This is a genomic window from Caulobacter sp. GW821-FHT09A05, assembly GCF_059418465.1.
Map to the genome: position 1 here is coordinate 1 of NZ_JBWKPX010000052.1, position 15567 is coordinate 15567.

A 15567-nucleotide genomic window follows, 5' to 3' on the forward strand; every position below is an offset into this window, starting at 1 on the left:
AGGGATCGAGACCGGGTCCGGCTAAGCCTCAACAGGGCTGCCTACCGGACGCTGGCGAATAACGATGGCGCGGAGCGGTGGCTTCGTCGAAACGGTAACAACACAAACACTCCGGACGATGTCCGGCGCTCCGCGACCCTTTCCATCAGCTCAGCGGCCAGCCGCGTGAGGACGACAGATCGTGCCGGTGAACACTTGCCCCCACCTGGCGGCTTCGCCGCCTGTCCGCCCCCAGAGGGGGCGGAGCCGCCTGCACCCGAAGGCTCTTCCCCCTCTGGGGGAAGACGACCGCGAAGCGGTCCGTAGGGGGCAAGTGATCGCCCCCCGGCCCTTGAGACAAAGGAAATCCCCATGACCCAGCCCCGCGCCAGACGCGTCCGCCGGCCCCGGCTCAAGCGCGCCATGAAGGGCTACATCAAGGCGATGCGAAAAGCCGGCTTCATCCGGGCGGTGATCGCCCGGTTCGCCGAGATCCGCCGCGACCATCCCAGCGGCGCCCACCTGGCCCTCCTCCACTTCCCCCGCTGGGTGCGCCAGATGGCCGAGGACGGGACCGAGCCGCCCGAGCCGGACATGTGGTCGTTCTACTGGCGGGGCCGGGGCGAGAAGAACCGGGGCCAGCCTACGCCCCCCGCTTCAGCCGCTCGCGATACGCCCCGGAGCTCGCCACATAGCCCTCGGCGTCGCCATAGGCCTGGAAGTCGCGATAGCGCTCGTGGCTGCCCTTGACCTTCAGGGCGTGCTTGATCGGGCACCAGTACTGCTCGGTGCGGGCGGTGATCTCGCGGGCGTAGGCGATGACGCCGTTGCCGTAGCCGCAGAACACGCAGTTGAGCTTCTGCACCAGGTTCAGATAGCCCAGCCGGTGGCGGTCGATGACCACGTACTCCGAGCGCCTGACCCGGGCGATGCCCCAGGCGGTGAAGCAGCCCAGCTGGTAGAGGCTGACGCTGAGGTCGAGCATCATCAGCGGCAGGGCCATGCCGTAGATCAGCGGCATGGTCAGCAGGGTCGGCCAGGGGGTGCGGGCCAGGCGCAGGCCCTTGCGATGCGCTTTCTGGCGCCTGAGCGCGTCGGCCTTGAAGCAGGGCTTGTCGCCCTCGATCACCAGGCCGGCGGCGGCCGCCCGCTCGGCGTCGCGCGCGGCGAAGGCGGCCTCGATCTGCGCCTCCACGGCGCGCAGGCGGTCGATCAGCTGTTCGAGGGTTTCGTCGGCCATGGGGGGACCATGGGGCGAGTCGCCGGGGAAGGCGCTGTTTCGTCGCGGCGAGACGGGGCTTTCCCGCCGGCCGCCCGACGCGCTAGGGTCCGCCCATGCGCCACCTGGTCTCGAGCTTCCGCCGCCTGGTCCCGATCCTGCTGCTCGGTCCCGCCCTGTCGGGCCTGGCCGCCTGCTCCCGCACCGACGACCGCGCCCACGACCCGGCGGCCGGCTCCGGCCCGGCGCCGATCGCCCAGCAGGACGCCGCCCCGGTCGCCGGTGGTCCCACCACCCTCAAGCCCGGCCTGTGGAAGACGGTCACCCGGACCCCGGCCGGTCCCGAGGACTCGACCCAGTGCGTAGGCGAGGGCTTCGACCCCGGCGCCGAGGCGGCCCGCAAGGTCTCGCCGTGCGGCAACCCCGCCGTGGTCCGCACCGCCCACGGGTTCCGCCTGGAGCTGGCCTGCCAGAAGGACCACATCGACTACGCCCTCACCGGCCGGGTCAGCGGCGACTTCGTCACCACCGCCGACACCGACCTGGAGCTGGTCGTCTCGGCCTTCGGGCGCAAGCAGACCCTGCGCATGCAGGCGACCAGCACCTACCAGGGCCCCTGCGAGCCGGGCGCCCGGATCGCAGGCCGGACGACGGCCGAGCCGGAAGCAAAACCGCCCGCTTCATAAGCGCCGAAACCACCTCCGCGCGAAGCTGTGGCATGCAGGACACTCCCGCTCGCCGATCGCACGGAACGGCGCGAACCGGGGGAACGGTCCGCCAAGGCGCAGCCTTCTATCTGGCGAGGGCCGGCGCCGACTCCGGAGGCCGCCCGAGGAGTGACGACGCCATGAATGGTCCGCTTTTGACCCTCGTCCCCGAACCGGCGGCCCCCGTCGAGGTCTATGATCTCGGCCGCGGCCCCGAGACCACCACCCAGCGCGTCCAGCGCCTGCAGCGCGAGGCGCGCCTGCTGGCTCGAGAGCAGGTCGAGGCCCTGGCCCGCGACCTCGACGACCTGGCCCGGCGGGCGGGCGAGATCGCCGAGGGCGGCGAGGCCTATGCGGTCGGCGTGCGCGAAATGGCCTCGCGCCTGGCCACCGACCTGCCCCAGAAGTCGCAGGGCCTGCTGGCCATCCTCCGGCGTTCGAGCAAGGACTAGGCGAAGGGCGCGAGGGGGGCGTCAAGGCTGGTCAAACCGTCACATCGGCGCGCTAGATGGCCGCCATGACCCTGCTGACCCGACGCGCCCTCGTCACCCATACCCTGGCGACCGCCGCCCTGGCCGGAACCCTGGCCCCCGGCCTGGGCTTGGCCCGCGCCCCGAAGCGGCCGATCGTCATCGCCCACCGCGGCGCCTCGGGCCTGCGGCCGGAGCACACCCAGCTGGCCTACGACCTGGCCATCGACCAGGGCTGCGACTTCATCGAGCCCGACCTGGTGCCGACCCAGGACGGCCACCTGATCGCCCGGCACGAGAACGAGATCGGCGGCACCACCGACGTCGCCGGCCGTCCGGAGTTCGCCGGCCGCAAGGCGACCAAGACCATCGACGGCCAGCCGGTCACCGGCTGGTTCACCGAGGACTTCACCCTGGCCGAGATCAAGACCCTGCGGGCCTTCGAACGGCTGCCGAAGCTGCGTCCCGGCAACACCCGCTACGACGGCCAGGCCTCGCTGCTGACCTTCGACGAGGTCGTGGCCATCGCCAGGGCCGGAAGCCAGCGCACCGGCCGCACGATCGGCGTCTATCCCGAAATGAAGCACCCCAGCTACTTCGCGAGCCTGGGCCTGCCGCTCGAGGACCGCCTGGCCGCCCTGCTGAAGAAGAACGACCTGGACTCCGCCGCCGCCCCGGTCTTCGTCCAGTGCTTCGAGGTCACGCCGCTGAAGACCCTCCGCGGCAAGACCAGAGCCCGGCTGGTGCAACTGACCGCCGGCGAGGGCGGCCCGGCCGACCTGCCGAACGTCGCCTACTCGCAGCTGTGCAGCCCGTCGGGCCTGAAGGACGTGGCGCTCTACGCCGACGGCCTGGGCCCGGAGAAGACCCAGGTCGTCCCGCAGGACGCCGCGAACCTGCAGCCGGCCACCGCCCTGGTGAGGGACGCCCACGCCGCCGGCCTGGTCGTCCATCCCTGGACCGTGCGGGCCGAGAACTACTTCCTGCCGTCGTCCCTGCGCCGGGGCGACGCGGCGGCCGCCGACTACCTGGCCCAGCCGGGCGAGGTCTCGGCGGTCTTCGAGGCCCTCTACGCCGCCGGCGTCGACGGCCTGTTCAGCGACTTCCCCGGCCTGGCGGTCGCGGCGCGGGGTTAGCGGCGCTCTTGCGGCGATCGGCGACGCGAGGCAGCGTGCGCGCCTTCCTCGCCCCGAGACACGCTCCATGATCCTCCGCCTCGCCGCCGCGACCGCCGCCCTGGCCCTGCTCGCCGCCCCCGCCTTCGGCGCCCCCGAGGGCGCCAAGCTGGACGGCGTCGCCCGGGACTTCGTCCGCCTGACCCTCGAGGCCGGCGAACGCGAGCCCGGCTATGTCGACGCCTACTACGGCCCCGCCGAATGGGCGACCGCCGCCAAGGCCAAGCCGCGCGAGGTTCCCGCCCTGCGCGCCGAGGCCGACCGGCTGGCCGCCGCCCTGAAGGCCGTCGACGGCAAGGCCCTCAGCCCCGACGAAATCCGCCGCAAGGCCTTCCTGGCCGGCCAGGTCAAGGCCGCCCAGACCCGCCTGGCCATGCTAGCCGGGGTGAAGTTCAGCTTCCAGGACGAGGCCGAGGGCCTGTTCGGCGTGCGCCCGCCGCTCAAGCCGCTCAGCGCCTACGACCCGATCCTGGCCAGGATCGACAAGCTGGTCCCCGGCGAAGGCGACCTGACGAGCCGGGTCACCGCGTTCCAGGCCCGCTACACGATCCCGACCGACCGGCTGGAACCGGTGATGAAGGCGGCGATCGCCGAGTGCAAGGCGCGGACGGAGGCCCACATCGCCCTGCCCAAGGGCGAGCGCTTCGACCTCTCCTTCGTCACCAAGAAGCCCTGGAGCGGCTACAACTGGTACAAGGGCGGGGCCCACAGCCTGATCGAGCTCAACACCGACCTGCCCACCCCCATCAGCCGCGCCGTCGACCTGGGCTGCCACGAGGGCTATCCGGGCCACCACGTGCTGAACGCCCTGCTGGAGGAGAAGCTGACCAAGGGCAAGGGCTGGGTCGAGTTCAGCGTCTATCCGCTGTTCTCGCCGCAATCGCTGATCGCCGAGGGTTCGGCCAATTACGGGATCAAGCTGGCCTTCCCGGAGGGCGAGAAGCTGGCCTTCGAGCGCCGGACGCTCTACCCGCTGGCGGGCCTGGACCCGGCCACGGCCGCGACCTACGACGCCCTGACCACCGCCACCGCCGACCTGGCCAGCGTCCAGAACACCATCGCCGACCTCTACCTGTCCGGAAAGATGGACAAGGAGGCCGCCGTGGCCGCCCTGGCCAAGTACGCGCTGAGCACCCGCGCCAAGGCCGAGAAGTCGCTGAGCTTCATCGAGGCCTATCGGAGCTACGTGATCAACTACAACCTCGGCCAGGACATGGTCCGCGCCCATGTCGAGCGGGCCGGCCCGTCGCAGGCGGCGCGGTGGGCGCGGATGGAGGCGGTGATCTCGCAGCCGACCACCCCGGCGGACCTGGCGAAGTAGCCCCTCTCCCTAGGGGAGAGGGCTCAGAACATGCCCCTCGTCCGGCCCCGCCTGGCCTTCCAGCACCGCCCGGTAGGCCGCCGTCACCGCATCGGGCCCGACGCCCTCGATGACCCGCAGCCAGCGGGGCGCGTCGGCGGCGAACGGGGCCCAGGCGGCGTCATGGCGCTGGTCCAGCCCGCCGGGACCCCAGTCGGCCGCCCGCTTGCGGATGCGGTCGGGGGCGAAGAAGAACACCGGCTTTGGGCCCGGCAAGGAGCCGCTGGCCCGTTCGGCCTCCCAATGGGCGCCGCCCACCCGGCAGGAATAGGCCAGGGCCTGGCCGAACCGCTCGTGCACGGCCTTCAGCAGCGGCGCGTCGCCGGCGAAGTCGACCACCACCACCGGCTCCTCGATCGGCGCCGTCGCCACCGCGTCATAGGGGACGACCTGATCGTAACAGCCCAGCCCCTCGACGAAGGCCTTGTTGCGGCTCGAGGTCAGGCCGACCACCCGCGCCTTGCCACGCTGTTTGAGCTGGAAAGCCAGGCTGATCGCCGTCTTGCTGGAGGCGCTGGTCAGCAACACCGACCGCGCGCCGAACAGGTCGTTCTCGTCCAGGAAGTCCTCGATCAGGAAGCCGGTGATGAACAGCGGTCGCAACAGGGCCTGATAGTCCTCGGCCGGGCTGGCCACGCCCACCGCCTGGTACTGGTTGTAGACCGCCGGCAGGTCCCGACGGTGCGGGGCGAGGTCGGCAAAGCCGGTCCGGGTCTTGCGCGGCGCCACGGTCAGGTGGGTCGAGATCGGATAGTAGCCGTAGAACCGCTGGCCGACGACGAGGTCCGGATGGTTCGAGGCCTCGACCCGCGCATGGCCCCAGACCGGGATCCGTCCCCAGCCCTCCGGCCCCGCGAAGAAGTCCCAGTAGCGCATCTGGTCGCCGAACACCGCGTAGGTGATGTTGTTGGCGGTCAGGGCGAAGCGCTCGATCGCCAGCCGCGCCTCGCCCTCGGCCAGGTCGGACAGGTCGGCGGCCGCGACCTTGGCCTCTCGAAGGTCGGCCTTGGCGACCAGGAAATCCCAGCTGGACATCGTCGTGGCTCCATGGGTGCGGCGGGAAGCTAAACGCGGCTCGCGCCAGAACGTCAAACGATTGTTTAAATTCGTGCGCCGGGCGCCGCCGCTTGACGGTCACATTGGTGGGATCACTTTAGGGGGCGGCCGTTGGAGGAAAGGCTATGGCGAGGCGAGGAACGGCGCGGTCCATCGCGCTTGTGGCGTTGTCGGCGCTGGCCGCGCCGGTCGTGGCGGCGGCGCAGACCCGGACGGCGAGCGAGACGCTGAGCAAGACCGAGGCGCGCGCCCTGCCGCCCGCCGAACTGACCCGCCGGGTCATGGACCAGGTCGCCGATCTGCTGACCCCGGCGGATCCCCGCCCCACGCCCGGCCGCATCCCGACCAAGCCGCTGCGCGACCTGGCCTTCCAGAGCACGCCCCGCGCCACCTGGGCGCCGGGGGTGTGCGCCCGCGACGGCGTGGTGGTGACGTTCGAGCCGGCCGACGGTCCGCAAGAGTCCGAGCAAGGCGCCGACACCCCCATGCGCGCCGCCAGCCTCAAGGCCACGACCCGCTACCACCTGCTGGCCCCGCCGGCCCGGGAGGACGACTACTACGACGGCCCGCCGCCGCCCGACGCCCGAGCGGCGTGCGGCCAGTTGGCCGACCAGGACGTGACCTTCTTCTCGGCCCCGACCGCCGAGGCGGCCTTGAGCGGCGCCTGGTGGCTGACCCGGGCCGCCGAGGGCGCGGCCGGGCCTGACCCGGCCTACGACATCGACTGCCGGGTGGCGACGGCGACGCCCGAATCCTGCCCGGCGATCCTGCGTCGCCTGAACGTCGCCGACCTGCGCTCGGTCTGGCCCTGTTCCGACGACCATCGCGGCGGGCAGACCCTGCGCTGCTGGACCCTGAAGGTCTGGCCGGCCGACAAGGTCTACGAGCTGCGGGTGTTCGCCGGGCGGGGGCCCGAAGCCACGATCGCCCGCATCGAGGTCGACGAGCAGGTGCTGACGGGCGAGACCTTGAACGACTAGGACCTGCGACGTGGCGTTGTCTGGCCGGAAGGCCTAGATACGGCGCAGTTCGTCCGGAGCCCGCCGATGTCGCTGCCGCTGCGCCACTTTCTGCTCGCCCTGGCCGTGGTGGCGGTGTGGGGGACCAATTTCGTGGTCATCCGCGTGGCGCTGGACCATCTGCCGCCGCTGCTGTTCGCCACCCTGCGCTTCACCCTGGTGCTGCTGCCGGTGGCCTTCTTCGTCAAGCGGCCGCGGGTCCCGTGGAAGAACCTGGCGGCCTATGGCGTGCTGATCGGGGCGGGGCAGTTCGGCCTGCTGTTCGTGGCCATGAAGGGCCATATCTCGCCGGGCCTGGCCTCGCTGGTGGTGCAGACCCAGGTGTTCTTCACCATCGGCATGGCCATGAAGATCAGCGGCGAGAAGGTGCAGCCGTTCCAGGTCGCGGCCCTGCTGCTGGCGGCCTCGGGCATCGTGCTGATCGCCGCCCATGGCGGCGGGGCGGCCACGCCGCTGGGCGTGCTGCTGATCCTGCTGGCCGCGGCCAGCTGGGCCGGCGGCAACATCGTCGCCCGCCAAGCCGGCACGGTGAACATGCTGGCCTATGTGGTCTGGGCCAGCCTGTTCTCGATCCCGCCGCTGTTTCTGATGTCGCTATGGCTTGAGGGCTGGCCGGCCATGGTCGCGGGCGTCAGGAACGCCGACGCCCTGACCTGGGGCGCGGTGGCCTGGCAGGCGGTGGGCAACACCATGTTCGGCTACGCCGCCTGGGGCTGGTTGCTGGCCCGGCACCCGGCCGCGACGGTCACGCCCATGGCCCTGCTGGTGCCGGTGTTCGGCATGGGCGCCTCGGCCTTGCTGCTGCACGAGAGTTTGCCGGGCTGGAAGCTGCTGGCGGCGGCCCTGGTGCTGGCGGGCTTGGCGGTCAACATGTTCTGGCCGAAGGTGCGCGGGCGGTTCCTGGCGGCGGCTTGAGCCTCCCCCTGATCCGCTCATCCCGGCGAATGCCGGGACCCAGATGGAATGGCTTTGAGGCTGGCGCAAAAGCGCAGAGCTTTTCCAACCCGCCACACCGCCCTTGGATCTGGGTCCCGGCATTCGCCGGGATGAGCGGTTTGAGAGAGGGCTGAATCGGTCGATTAATCCCCAAGCTGGCCGCAAAGCTGTGGGCAGGCTGGGGAGCGTTTGAAACCGCTCCACGACCGATCTTTACGCACCGCTATGGTGCTCTGTTTGAACCCTGAAATTCCGCCCCGCCCTCGATGCGTTTCGACGACCACTTCCTCGACGAACTGAAGCAACGTCTTCGCCCTTCCGACGTGATCGGGAAGTCGGTGAAGCTGCGGCGGCAGGGACGCGAATATGCGGGACTGTCGCCGTTCACCAAGGAGAAGAGCCCGTCGTTCTTCGTCAATGACGACAAGGGCTTCTACCACTGCTTCTCCAGTGGCAAGCACGGCGACATCATCTCCTACCTGCAGGAGACCGAGCGGCTGACCTTCACCGAGGCGGTCGAGCGGCTGGCGGCCGAGGCGGGCATGGCCTTGCCCGAGCCGGACGCCCGCGCCGCCCAGGACGACAAGAAACGCGCCACCCTGACCGACTGGATGGAGCTGGCGGCCGCCTGGTTCGAGAGCGAGCTGCGCCGCCCGGTCGGCCAGGCCGCCCGCGACTACCTGGCCCGCCGCGCCCTGCCCGAAGACCAGTGGAGCCGCTTCCGCATCGGCTTCTCGCCGAACGGCCGCACGGCGCTGAAGGACTATCTGGTCGCCAAGGGCGCCAAGCCGGCCGAACTGGTCGAGGCGGGCCTGCTGATCGCGCCGGAAGACGGCGGCCAACCCTATGACCGTTTCCGCGACCGGATCATCTTCCCGATCACCGACACCCGGGGCCGGGTGGTGTCGTTCGGCGGCCGGGCCATGGATCCCCAGGCCCGCGCCAAGTACCTGAACGGGCCGGAGACCACGCTCTTCCACAAGGGCCGGCTGCTGTACGGCCTCTACGAGGCCCGCAAGCTGCTGCACGCCGCCCAGGCCGCCGCGCCCACGGAACAGACGCCGATGCTGGTGGTCGAGGGCTATATGGACGTCATCGCCTGCCAGCGGGCGGGCCTGCCGGCCGTCGCGCCGATGGGCACGGCCATGACCGAGGAGCAGATGGAGGTGCTGTGGCGCCTGCATCCCGAGCCCACCCTCAGCTTCGACGGCGACAAGGCCGGCCAGCGCGCCGCCGCCCGGGCCATCGACCGCGCCCTGCCGCTGCTCAAGCCCGGCCGCTCGTTCAAGTTCTCGATCGTGGTCGGCGGCAAGGACCCGGACGACGTGCTGCGCGAGCAGGGGCCGGCGGCGCTGAAGAGCCAGCTGACCCAGACCACGCCGTTCGTCGAGGCGCTGTTCAACCGCGAGCGCGACCTGGAGCCGCTGGACACGCCCGAGCGCAAGGCCGGCTTCAAGCAGCGCCTGCGCGCCGCCGCCGGGGCCATCGCCGACAAGGACCTGTCGGCCGCCTATCGCGACGATCTCTACGCCAAGCTGGACGCGCTGTTTCCGAAACCGGCCTTCGGCGGCGGTGGCGGGTTCGGCGACGGCGGCGGTCGTCCCTTCGTCCCGCGGGGCCAATGGAAGGGCGGCCGTGATCGCGGTCCGCCCGATCCGGGCATCCGCGGCGTGGCCCGGGCGCAGATCACCACGCGGCTCAACCCCTTCCACGCCGCCGTGGCCGTGGCCGCCCTGCGCCACCCCGCCTGGGCGCGGCCCTATGACGAGGCGATCGAACGCGTCGGCTTCGGCGACCCGCGCCTGTCCCCGCTGGCGACCGAGCTGTTCGAGGCCCTGGCCGACGAGATCAGCGACGACGTCCCGTTCCGCGACATCCTTCACCGCAAGGGCCTGGGTCCGCAGCTGGCCGAGGCCGAGCGCGTGGCCTCGGCGATCAGCGCGCCGTTCCTCGACCCGAAAATGGACGCCCATCAGGCCCGCGCCCTGTGGTCCGCCTGCTACGAGGCCCTGGTCGAGATCGCCGACGGCGAGCGCGCCCTCCAGGCCCTGCGCCGCGAGGCGGTCACCGCCGGAACCCTGGCCGCCACCCGCGACCTGCGCACACGGATCGCGGTGCTCGAGCGCCAGATCAGCGGACTGGAATTCTGGGACACATCCAACACCGCCCAAGCCATTTCCTGACCGCGGCCGGGCCGGCCAAGTCCCACTTTCGGTCCGACGGTTCAATCTGGCGTGGTGTTTACGTTTTGCTTGCCCCCACCTGCCATGGTCTTCAGCGGCGGACTTGGATGCTTCGCCGCCGAGTGGAGCGAACCTGAGCCATGCCGTCGTCGGTCGTGAAATCCACACTCGGGCCCGACGCCCTGCAGTTGGAGGAAATCCGACCGGACGCCTTGACCGTGTCGGACCTGGCCCGCTGGCGCGACTTCCTGGCCGCCGCCCCCGACCTGCGCTCGCCGTTCTTCGACCCCGAGTTCACCCGTATCGCCGGCCAGATCGCGCCGAACGCCCGGGTCGCCGTGCTGCATCGCCGCGGCGAGATCGAGGGCTTCCTGCCCTTCCAGCGCCGCGGGGCCACCCTGCAGCCCCTGGCCGCGCCCCTCAACGACTACCAGGGCGTCATCGCCGCACCCGACCGCCGTCCGGGGCTGGACGTCCTGCTGCAACGGCTCGGCGCCAGCGGGGCGTGGGTGACCGGATGGATCGGCCCGGCGGGTTCGCTCACCGGCCTCAGCCCGGCCTCGGCCGCCCTCGTCGACCTGTCGGCCGGTTGGGACGACTATCTGGCCCGCCAATTGCTGGCCCATTCCAAGTTCTTCCGCGACAAGGGTCGCGTCCGCCGCCGGATCGACGCGACGTTCCAGCGCTACGCCGTGAGCGACGACGACCAGGGCGAGACCTGCCTGGCCGAACTGGTCGGCCTCAAGCGCCGGCAGTTGCACCGCACGGGCCAGCACGACATCTTCCGCTGCGGCTGGACGCGGGACATCCTGGCCGCCCTGCTGGCGCGGCCGCGCTCGGGCCTGCACGCCCGCATCGCCACCCTGCGGCTGGACGACCATGTGGCGGGATATGAGCTGTCGCTGGCGTCGGACACGATGCAGCACTTCTGGATCCCTGCCTATGACCCGCGGTTCGCCGCCCATTCGCCAGGCATGCTGCTCAGCCTCGACACCCTGCGGGCCCGGCGGGCCCAGGGCGTCACCCTGTTCGACCTCGGCTCGGGACCGGAGCGCTACAAGGTCTATTTCGGCAACGCCGGGCGACCGGTGCTCACCGGCTTCGCCCACCGCTCGCAGGTCGTCGCCTCGCCGCTGATGGCCAGCGACCGGGTCGGCGGCAAGTTGCGGCGGCGCTGGGCGGTGATCGAGGCCTGCGGCGACTACGCCAGCGGCCTGTCCCGCGGGGCGGGGGCGATGCTGCGCATGTCGCGCGCCAGGGTCCTGGGCGGCGCCGATGACCACCACCGTTCGTGAGTTCGTCCCCGCCCGGGACCTGCACGGCGTCGCGGCCCTGTGCCGCTGGGCTTGGTGGCCGGAGCGCGACCTGGCGGGCTGGACCTGGCTGGCCCAGGCGCCGGGCATGGCCGGGCGGCCGCTAGGCTGGGTGTGCGCCGCCGACGACGAGATCGTCGGCTTCATGGGCAATTTCGTCCAGCAGCGACAACGAGGCGCCGACACCGCCGCCGCCGTCTGCGGCCACACCTTCCTGGTCCACCCCAAGGCCATGGGCAAGGCGCGGGCGCTGATGCGCCGCATCCTGGACCAGGGCGAGGTCGCCGCCACCTACACCTTCAACGCCAACGGCCGCTCGGCCGGCTTCTTCAAGCATTTCGGCTTCGAGACCTGGCCCGAGGCCGCGGCCGACGCCAAGCTGGTCTGGCCCGTCGCGCCCCTGGCCCTGGGCGCCGAACGCCTGCTGCGGCGCTGGTCTCAGGCCCGAAAGTTCGCCGGCGTCCAGGGTGGCCGTGAATGGTTCTCGCCCCGCCCCGCCCCCGCCCTTCCCGCTATCCTGGCGGCGACGGGCAAGACCCCGTCGGTCCGCGCCCTTGATCCCCGAACCGACATCGACGCGCGCTTCGACGACCTGTGGCGAGACCTCTTGGCGACCGGCGCCAGCCTGGCGCGCCGCGACGCCGCCGCCTTGCGCTGGCGGGTCGCTGACCCGATGCCGAGGCGGGCGCCGATCCTGCTGGCCTACGAGGCCGACGGCCGCCTGGCCGGTTATCTGCTGGCCATCCTGGCCAAGGGTTCGGAGATCGAGGCGCCGGCCCTGGAGATCATCGACCTGATCGCCCTGCCCCAGGTCGAGGCCGTCGCCCTGCCCGCCCTGGTCACGGCGCTGATCGGCGCGGCCCGATCGCTGGGGGCGGCCCGCGTCCGCCTGGGCCTGGCCCACCCGCGGGTCGAGGCCCGGCTGGCCCCGACCCGGCCCGCGCGGCGGCGAACCCCCTACAGCCATTGCCATGTGCGCTTTGGCCAGCCTGACGGCGACGCCGACCGCGCCGGCTGGTACGCGACCCCGTTCGACGGCGACCAGAGCTTCACCGCGCGTCCAACCCCCTAGATCAGGCGCCTTGTCCGCTCCTCCGGCGACCATCGGATGAGCGGTAAAAGGGGGCCTTGCCGCCTTCGCATCTTGACTCGCGCGTCACGCAACGCCATTTGGCGACTCAAGGATTTGCCACGCTGCTGATTGACATCGCTCGGGCCGCCATTCTCATGCGCGCGCCCTCCTTGAAACAGGATGTCACCCTCGCCGCCGCCAGGTCCCAGTGGCCGCCGAAACCCTCAAGGGTCGACGCTGATCGCGCGCGAAGAAACGCCTCCGCAAAGAGCCTTGCTCGCGGAGCGTTAGCCTATGGCTCTTCGACGCGTGTCAGGCGTTTATCTTGAGAATTTTTTCAGCGGTTCACTGGACAGCTTGCACGGACGACAGGGCGCGATGCGCAGGCGACCCATCACGGACACATTTCTCGACGCGCGCCACGTTTCGGCGCCGCGTCGTTTCGGAGACCTGAATGAGCACCAATTCCTCGGCCGAGACGGAAGCGCCCGAAGCCACCGGCGGCGACGGCCCCCTGCTCGACCTGACCGACGCCGGCGTCAAGAAGTTCATCAAGCAGGCCAAGGCCCGCGGCTACGTCACGATGGACGAGCTGAACAAGGTCCTGCCGTCGGAGGAAGTGACGTCCGAAGCCATCGAAGACACCCTCGCCATGCTGAGCGAGATGGGCGTCAACGTGGTCGAGGCCGAAGAGGACGCCGAGGGCTCGGAGGGCGGCGAGGTCGTCGCCCGCGAGGACAACCAGCAGGTCATCACCAGCGAGAAGCCGGCGGCCTATGACCGCACGGACGATCCGGTCCGCATGTACCTGCGCGAGATGGGCAGCGTCGAGCTGCTGTCGCGCGAGGGCGAGATCGCCATCGCCAAGCGCATCGAGGCCGGCCGCGACACCATGATCCGCGGCCTGTGCGAAAGCGCCCTGACCTTCGAGGCGATCATGGTCTGGCGCGAGGAGCTGGGCACCGGCCGCATCCTGCTGCGCGAAGTGATCGACCTGGAAGGCACCTACGCCGCGATCAACGGCGTGGCCGCCGCCCCGGCCGCCGACGACGAACCGGCCGAGCCGGTCGACGAGGAAGCCGGCGGCGAAGCCAAGGCCGAGGGCGAAGGCGAGGACGACGACGATTTCGACGACGGCGCGGGCCCGACGGTCAGCGCCATGGAGGGCGAGCTGCGCGAAGGCGTGATGGCCATCCTCGACGCGATCGCCAGCGAGTTCGAGACCTTCCGCAAGCTGCAGGACAAGCTGGTCGGCAGCCGCCTGAAGGGCGCGGACCTCAGCGAAGCGGATCGCAAGGCCTATGAGGGCCTGTCGAACACCATCATCCAGCACCTCAAGACGCTGAAGCTGAACAACAACCGCATCGAGGCGCTGGTCGAGCAGCTGTATGCGATCAACAAGCGCCTGATCGGCCTGGAAGGCCGCCTGCTGCGCCTGGCCGACAGCTACGGCATCAGCCGCGGCGAGTTCCTGAAGGCCTATTTCGGCTCCGAGCTGAACCCGAACTGGGTCGAGCAGGTCAAGGCCATGGGCGTGCGCTGGACCAAGTTCGTCGAGAACGACGTCAACTCGGTCAGCGACATCCGCCAGGAGATCGCGGCCCTGGCCACCGAGACCGGCGTGCCGATCGACGACTATCGCCGCATCGTCCAGACCGTGCAGAAGGGCGAGCGCGAAGCCCGCCAGGCCAAGAAGGAGATGGTGGAGGCCAACCTCCGTCTCGTGATCTCGATCGCCAAGAAGTACACCAACCGCGGCCTGCAGTTCCTGGACCTGATCCAGGAAGGCAACATCGGCCTGATGAAGGCGGTCGACAAGTTCGAGTACCGCCGCGGCTACAAGTTCTCGACCTACGCCACCTGGTGGATCCGCCAGGCGATCACCCGCTCGATCGCCGACCAGGCGCGGACCATCCGCATCCCGGTGCACATGATCGAGACGATCAACAAGATCGTCCGCACCAGCCGCCAGATGCTGCACGAGATCGGCCGCGAGCCGACCCCGGAAGAGCTGGCCGAGAAGCTGGCCATGCCGCTGGAGAAGGTGCGCAAGGTCCTGAAGATCGCCAAGGAGCCGATCAGCCTCGAGACCCCGATCGGCGACGAGGAAGACAGCCACCTGGGCGACTTCATCGAGGACAAGAACGCCATCCTGCCGATCGACGCGGCCATCCAGTCCAACCTACGGGAAACCACCACCCGCGTGCTGGCCTCGCTGACCCCGCGCGAGGAGCGCGTGCTGCGCATGCGCTTCGGCATCGGCATGAACACCGACCACACCCTGGAAGAGGTCGGCCAGCAGTTCTCGGTCACCCGCGAACGCATCCGCCAGATCGAGGCCAAGGCCCTGCGCAAGCTCAAGCACCCGTCGCGGTCGCGCAAGCTGCGGTCGTTCCTGGACTCCTAGCGGCTCCCAGCGGTTCGAAGATCGAGCGCCCGTCCCGGGGAACCGGGGCGGGCGTTTTCGTTAGCTGTGGTTGGTGTCTCGACCATGAGTAACGTCAAGCCTTAGGTCCGGCGACGCGACCAGAAAAAAGGCGGCCCCTTGCGGAGCCGCCTTGAAAGTCCGACGGAGCGGTCGGGCTAGTGGCCGACCTTGACGTCGCCCGAGCCCGCGCCGTTGGCCGAGGCGCTGGCGCCGTGGCGCGAGGCCGAGCCCGACAGGCCCAGCGAGCCACTGTTCCCGGTCGAACCCTGGCTGGTCGAGGCGTTGCTCGAACCCGAGCCCGTCAACGAACCGGAGAGGCCGTCGCCGGTCAGGCCGCCGGCCGCATCGGCGTCGCCCGAACCGCTGGCGCTGGCCGAACCCGCCGTATCACGGGCCGAACCGATGGCGTTGCGGGCCGTGCCGGTTCCGTGCGAGGCGACCGAGGTCGCCCGCTCGCGCGCCGCGCCGACCGCGTCGCGGCCCGTCCCGGCGGCCCGCGAGGTCAGGCTGCTGGTGTCCGGGGCGGCCAGGGACCCGCTGCCCGAACCGCCGCCCGACAGGGCGCCGGTCAGGGACTGTCCGGCCGCCGAGGCGGAGCCGGAACCCGCGGCCGAGCCGCTGGCGCCGGCGTTGCCCGCCGCACCTTCCGC

The 15567-nt window shown here is 70.8% G+C and carries 12 protein-coding genes and 1 pseudogene; 10 read left to right on the plus strand and 3 right to left on the minus strand.

Features of this window, described 5'->3' with window-relative positions; translation table 11 throughout:
* Positions 1 to 622 precede the first annotated feature (622 nt).
* On the minus strand, positions 623 to 1219 hold the full coding sequence (locus AC07NX_RS25765) for a hypothetical protein (RefSeq protein WP_494645924.1): 597 nt from the start codon (positions 1217 to 1219) through the stop codon (positions 623 to 625).
* Positions 1220 to 1314: 95 nt separating this feature from the next.
* Here AC07NX_RS25765 and AC07NX_RS25770 point away from each other — a divergent pair, with 95 nt between their 5' ends.
* The 4 genes from AC07NX_RS25770 to AC07NX_RS25785 all read left to right on the plus strand — a co-directional run bounded on the left by AC07NX_RS25770 (position 1315) and on the right by AC07NX_RS25785 (position 4871).
* Positions 1315 to 1884, plus strand: coding sequence for a DUF3617 domain-containing protein (locus AC07NX_RS25770; protein ID WP_494645926.1), 570 nt, complete (start codon positions 1315 to 1317; stop codon positions 1882 to 1884).
* Positions 1885 to 2045: 161 nt separating this feature from the next.
* Entirely contained in the window at positions 2046 to 2357 is a 312-nt protein-coding gene (locus AC07NX_RS25775; RefSeq protein ID WP_035074386.1) for a hypothetical protein, read from the plus strand.
* Positions 2358 to 2413: 56 nt separating this feature from the next.
* Positions 2414 to 3511: a glycerophosphodiester phosphodiesterase gene (locus AC07NX_RS25780; protein WP_494645929.1), complete on the plus strand. Its 1098-nt coding sequence runs from the start codon at positions 2414 to 2416 to the stop codon at positions 3509 to 3511.
* Between the two features lie 67 nt (positions 3512 to 3578).
* Positions 3579 to 4871: a hypothetical protein gene (locus tag AC07NX_RS25785; RefSeq protein ID WP_494645931.1), complete on the plus strand. Its 1293-nt coding sequence runs from the start codon at positions 3579 to 3581 to the stop codon at positions 4869 to 4871.
* 9 nt (positions 4872 to 4880) lie between these two features.
* Here the strand turns inward: AC07NX_RS25785 and AC07NX_RS25790 are convergent, their stop codons facing one another.
* Positions 4881 to 5945, minus strand: a complete 1065-nt coding sequence (locus AC07NX_RS25790; RefSeq protein ID WP_494645933.1) for a DUF2855 family protein — start codon at positions 5943 to 5945, stop codon at positions 4881 to 4883.
* A 146-nt stretch (positions 5946 to 6091) separates the two neighbouring features.
* Here AC07NX_RS25790 and AC07NX_RS25795 point away from each other — a divergent pair, with 146 nt between their 5' ends.
* The 6 genes from AC07NX_RS25795 (at position 6092) to rpoD (ending at position 14896) form a co-directional block, all read left to right on the plus strand.
* Positions 6092 to 6946: a hypothetical protein gene (locus AC07NX_RS25795; protein ID WP_494645935.1), complete on the plus strand. Its 855-nt coding sequence runs from the start codon at positions 6092 to 6094 to the stop codon at positions 6944 to 6946.
* Between the two features lie 66 nt (positions 6947 to 7012).
* Positions 7013 to 7900: an EamA family transporter gene (locus AC07NX_RS25800; RefSeq protein ID WP_494645937.1), complete on the plus strand. Its 888-nt coding sequence runs from the start codon at positions 7013 to 7015 to the stop codon at positions 7898 to 7900.
* A 287-nt stretch (positions 7901 to 8187) separates the two neighbouring features.
* The gene (gene dnaG, locus AC07NX_RS25805; RefSeq protein ID WP_494645939.1) at positions 8188 to 10104 is read left to right on the plus strand and encodes a DNA primase; all 1917 of its coding nucleotides are present in this window, start codon (positions 8188 to 8190) and stop codon (positions 10102 to 10104) included.
* Between the two features lie 140 nt (positions 10105 to 10244).
* Positions 10245 to 11399: a GNAT family N-acetyltransferase gene (locus AC07NX_RS25810; RefSeq protein ID WP_494645941.1), complete on the plus strand. Its 1155-nt coding sequence runs from the start codon at positions 10245 to 10247 to the stop codon at positions 11397 to 11399.
* The gene (locus tag AC07NX_RS25815; protein ID WP_494645943.1) at positions 11380 to 12489 is read left to right on the plus strand and encodes a GNAT family N-acetyltransferase; all 1110 of its coding nucleotides are present in this window, start codon (positions 11380 to 11382) and stop codon (positions 12487 to 12489) included. Before AC07NX_RS25810 ends, AC07NX_RS25815 begins: the two co-directional genes overlap by 20 nt.
* A 454-nt stretch (positions 12490 to 12943) precedes the next feature.
* Complete coding sequence (gene rpoD, locus AC07NX_RS25820) at positions 12944 to 14896, plus strand: RNA polymerase sigma factor RpoD (RefSeq protein WP_494645945.1); 1953 nt, start codon at positions 12944 to 12946, stop codon at positions 14894 to 14896.
* A gap of 176 nt (positions 14897 to 15072) precedes the next feature.
* Here the strand turns inward: rpoD and AC07NX_RS25825 are convergent.
* Positions 15073 to 15567, minus strand: a pseudogene (locus tag AC07NX_RS25825) (hypothetical protein); the annotation flags it as partial.

Bases quoted from the DNA above. Each gene is read 5' to 3' on its own strand.
- AC07NX_RS25765 (WP_494645924.1), bottom strand. From the start codon at position 1,219: ATGGCCGACGAAACCCTCGAACAGCTGATCGACCGCCTGCGCGCCGTG.
- AC07NX_RS25770 (WP_494645926.1), top strand. From the start codon at position 1,315: ATGCGCCACCTGGTCTCGAGCTTCCGCCGCCTGGTCCCGATCCTGCTG.
- AC07NX_RS25775 (WP_035074386.1), top strand. From the start codon at position 2,046: ATGAATGGTCCGCTTTTGACCCTCGTCCCCGAACCGGCGGCCCCCGTC.
- AC07NX_RS25780 (WP_494645929.1), top strand. From the start codon at position 2,414: ATGGCCGCCATGACCCTGCTGACCCGACGCGCCCTCGTCACCCATACC.
- AC07NX_RS25785 (WP_494645931.1), top strand. From the start codon at position 3,579: ATGATCCTCCGCCTCGCCGCCGCGACCGCCGCCCTGGCCCTGCTCGCC.
- AC07NX_RS25790 (WP_494645933.1), bottom strand. From the start codon at position 5,945: ATGTCCAGCTGGGATTTCCTGGTCGCCAAGGCCGACCTTCGAGAGGCC.
- AC07NX_RS25795 (WP_494645935.1), top strand. From the start codon at position 6,092: ATGGCGAGGCGAGGAACGGCGCGGTCCATCGCGCTTGTGGCGTTGTCG.
- AC07NX_RS25800 (WP_494645937.1), top strand. From the start codon at position 7,013: ATGTCGCTGCCGCTGCGCCACTTTCTGCTCGCCCTGGCCGTGGTGGCG.
- dnaG (WP_494645939.1), top strand. From the start codon at position 8,188: ATGCGTTTCGACGACCACTTCCTCGACGAACTGAAGCAACGTCTTCGC.
- AC07NX_RS25810 (WP_494645941.1), top strand. From the start codon at position 10,245: ATGCCGTCGTCGGTCGTGAAATCCACACTCGGGCCCGACGCCCTGCAG.
- AC07NX_RS25815 (WP_494645943.1), top strand. From the start codon at position 11,380: ATGACCACCACCGTTCGTGAGTTCGTCCCCGCCCGGGACCTGCACGGC.
- rpoD (WP_494645945.1), top strand. From the start codon at position 12,944: ATGAGCACCAATTCCTCGGCCGAGACGGAAGCGCCCGAAGCCACCGGC.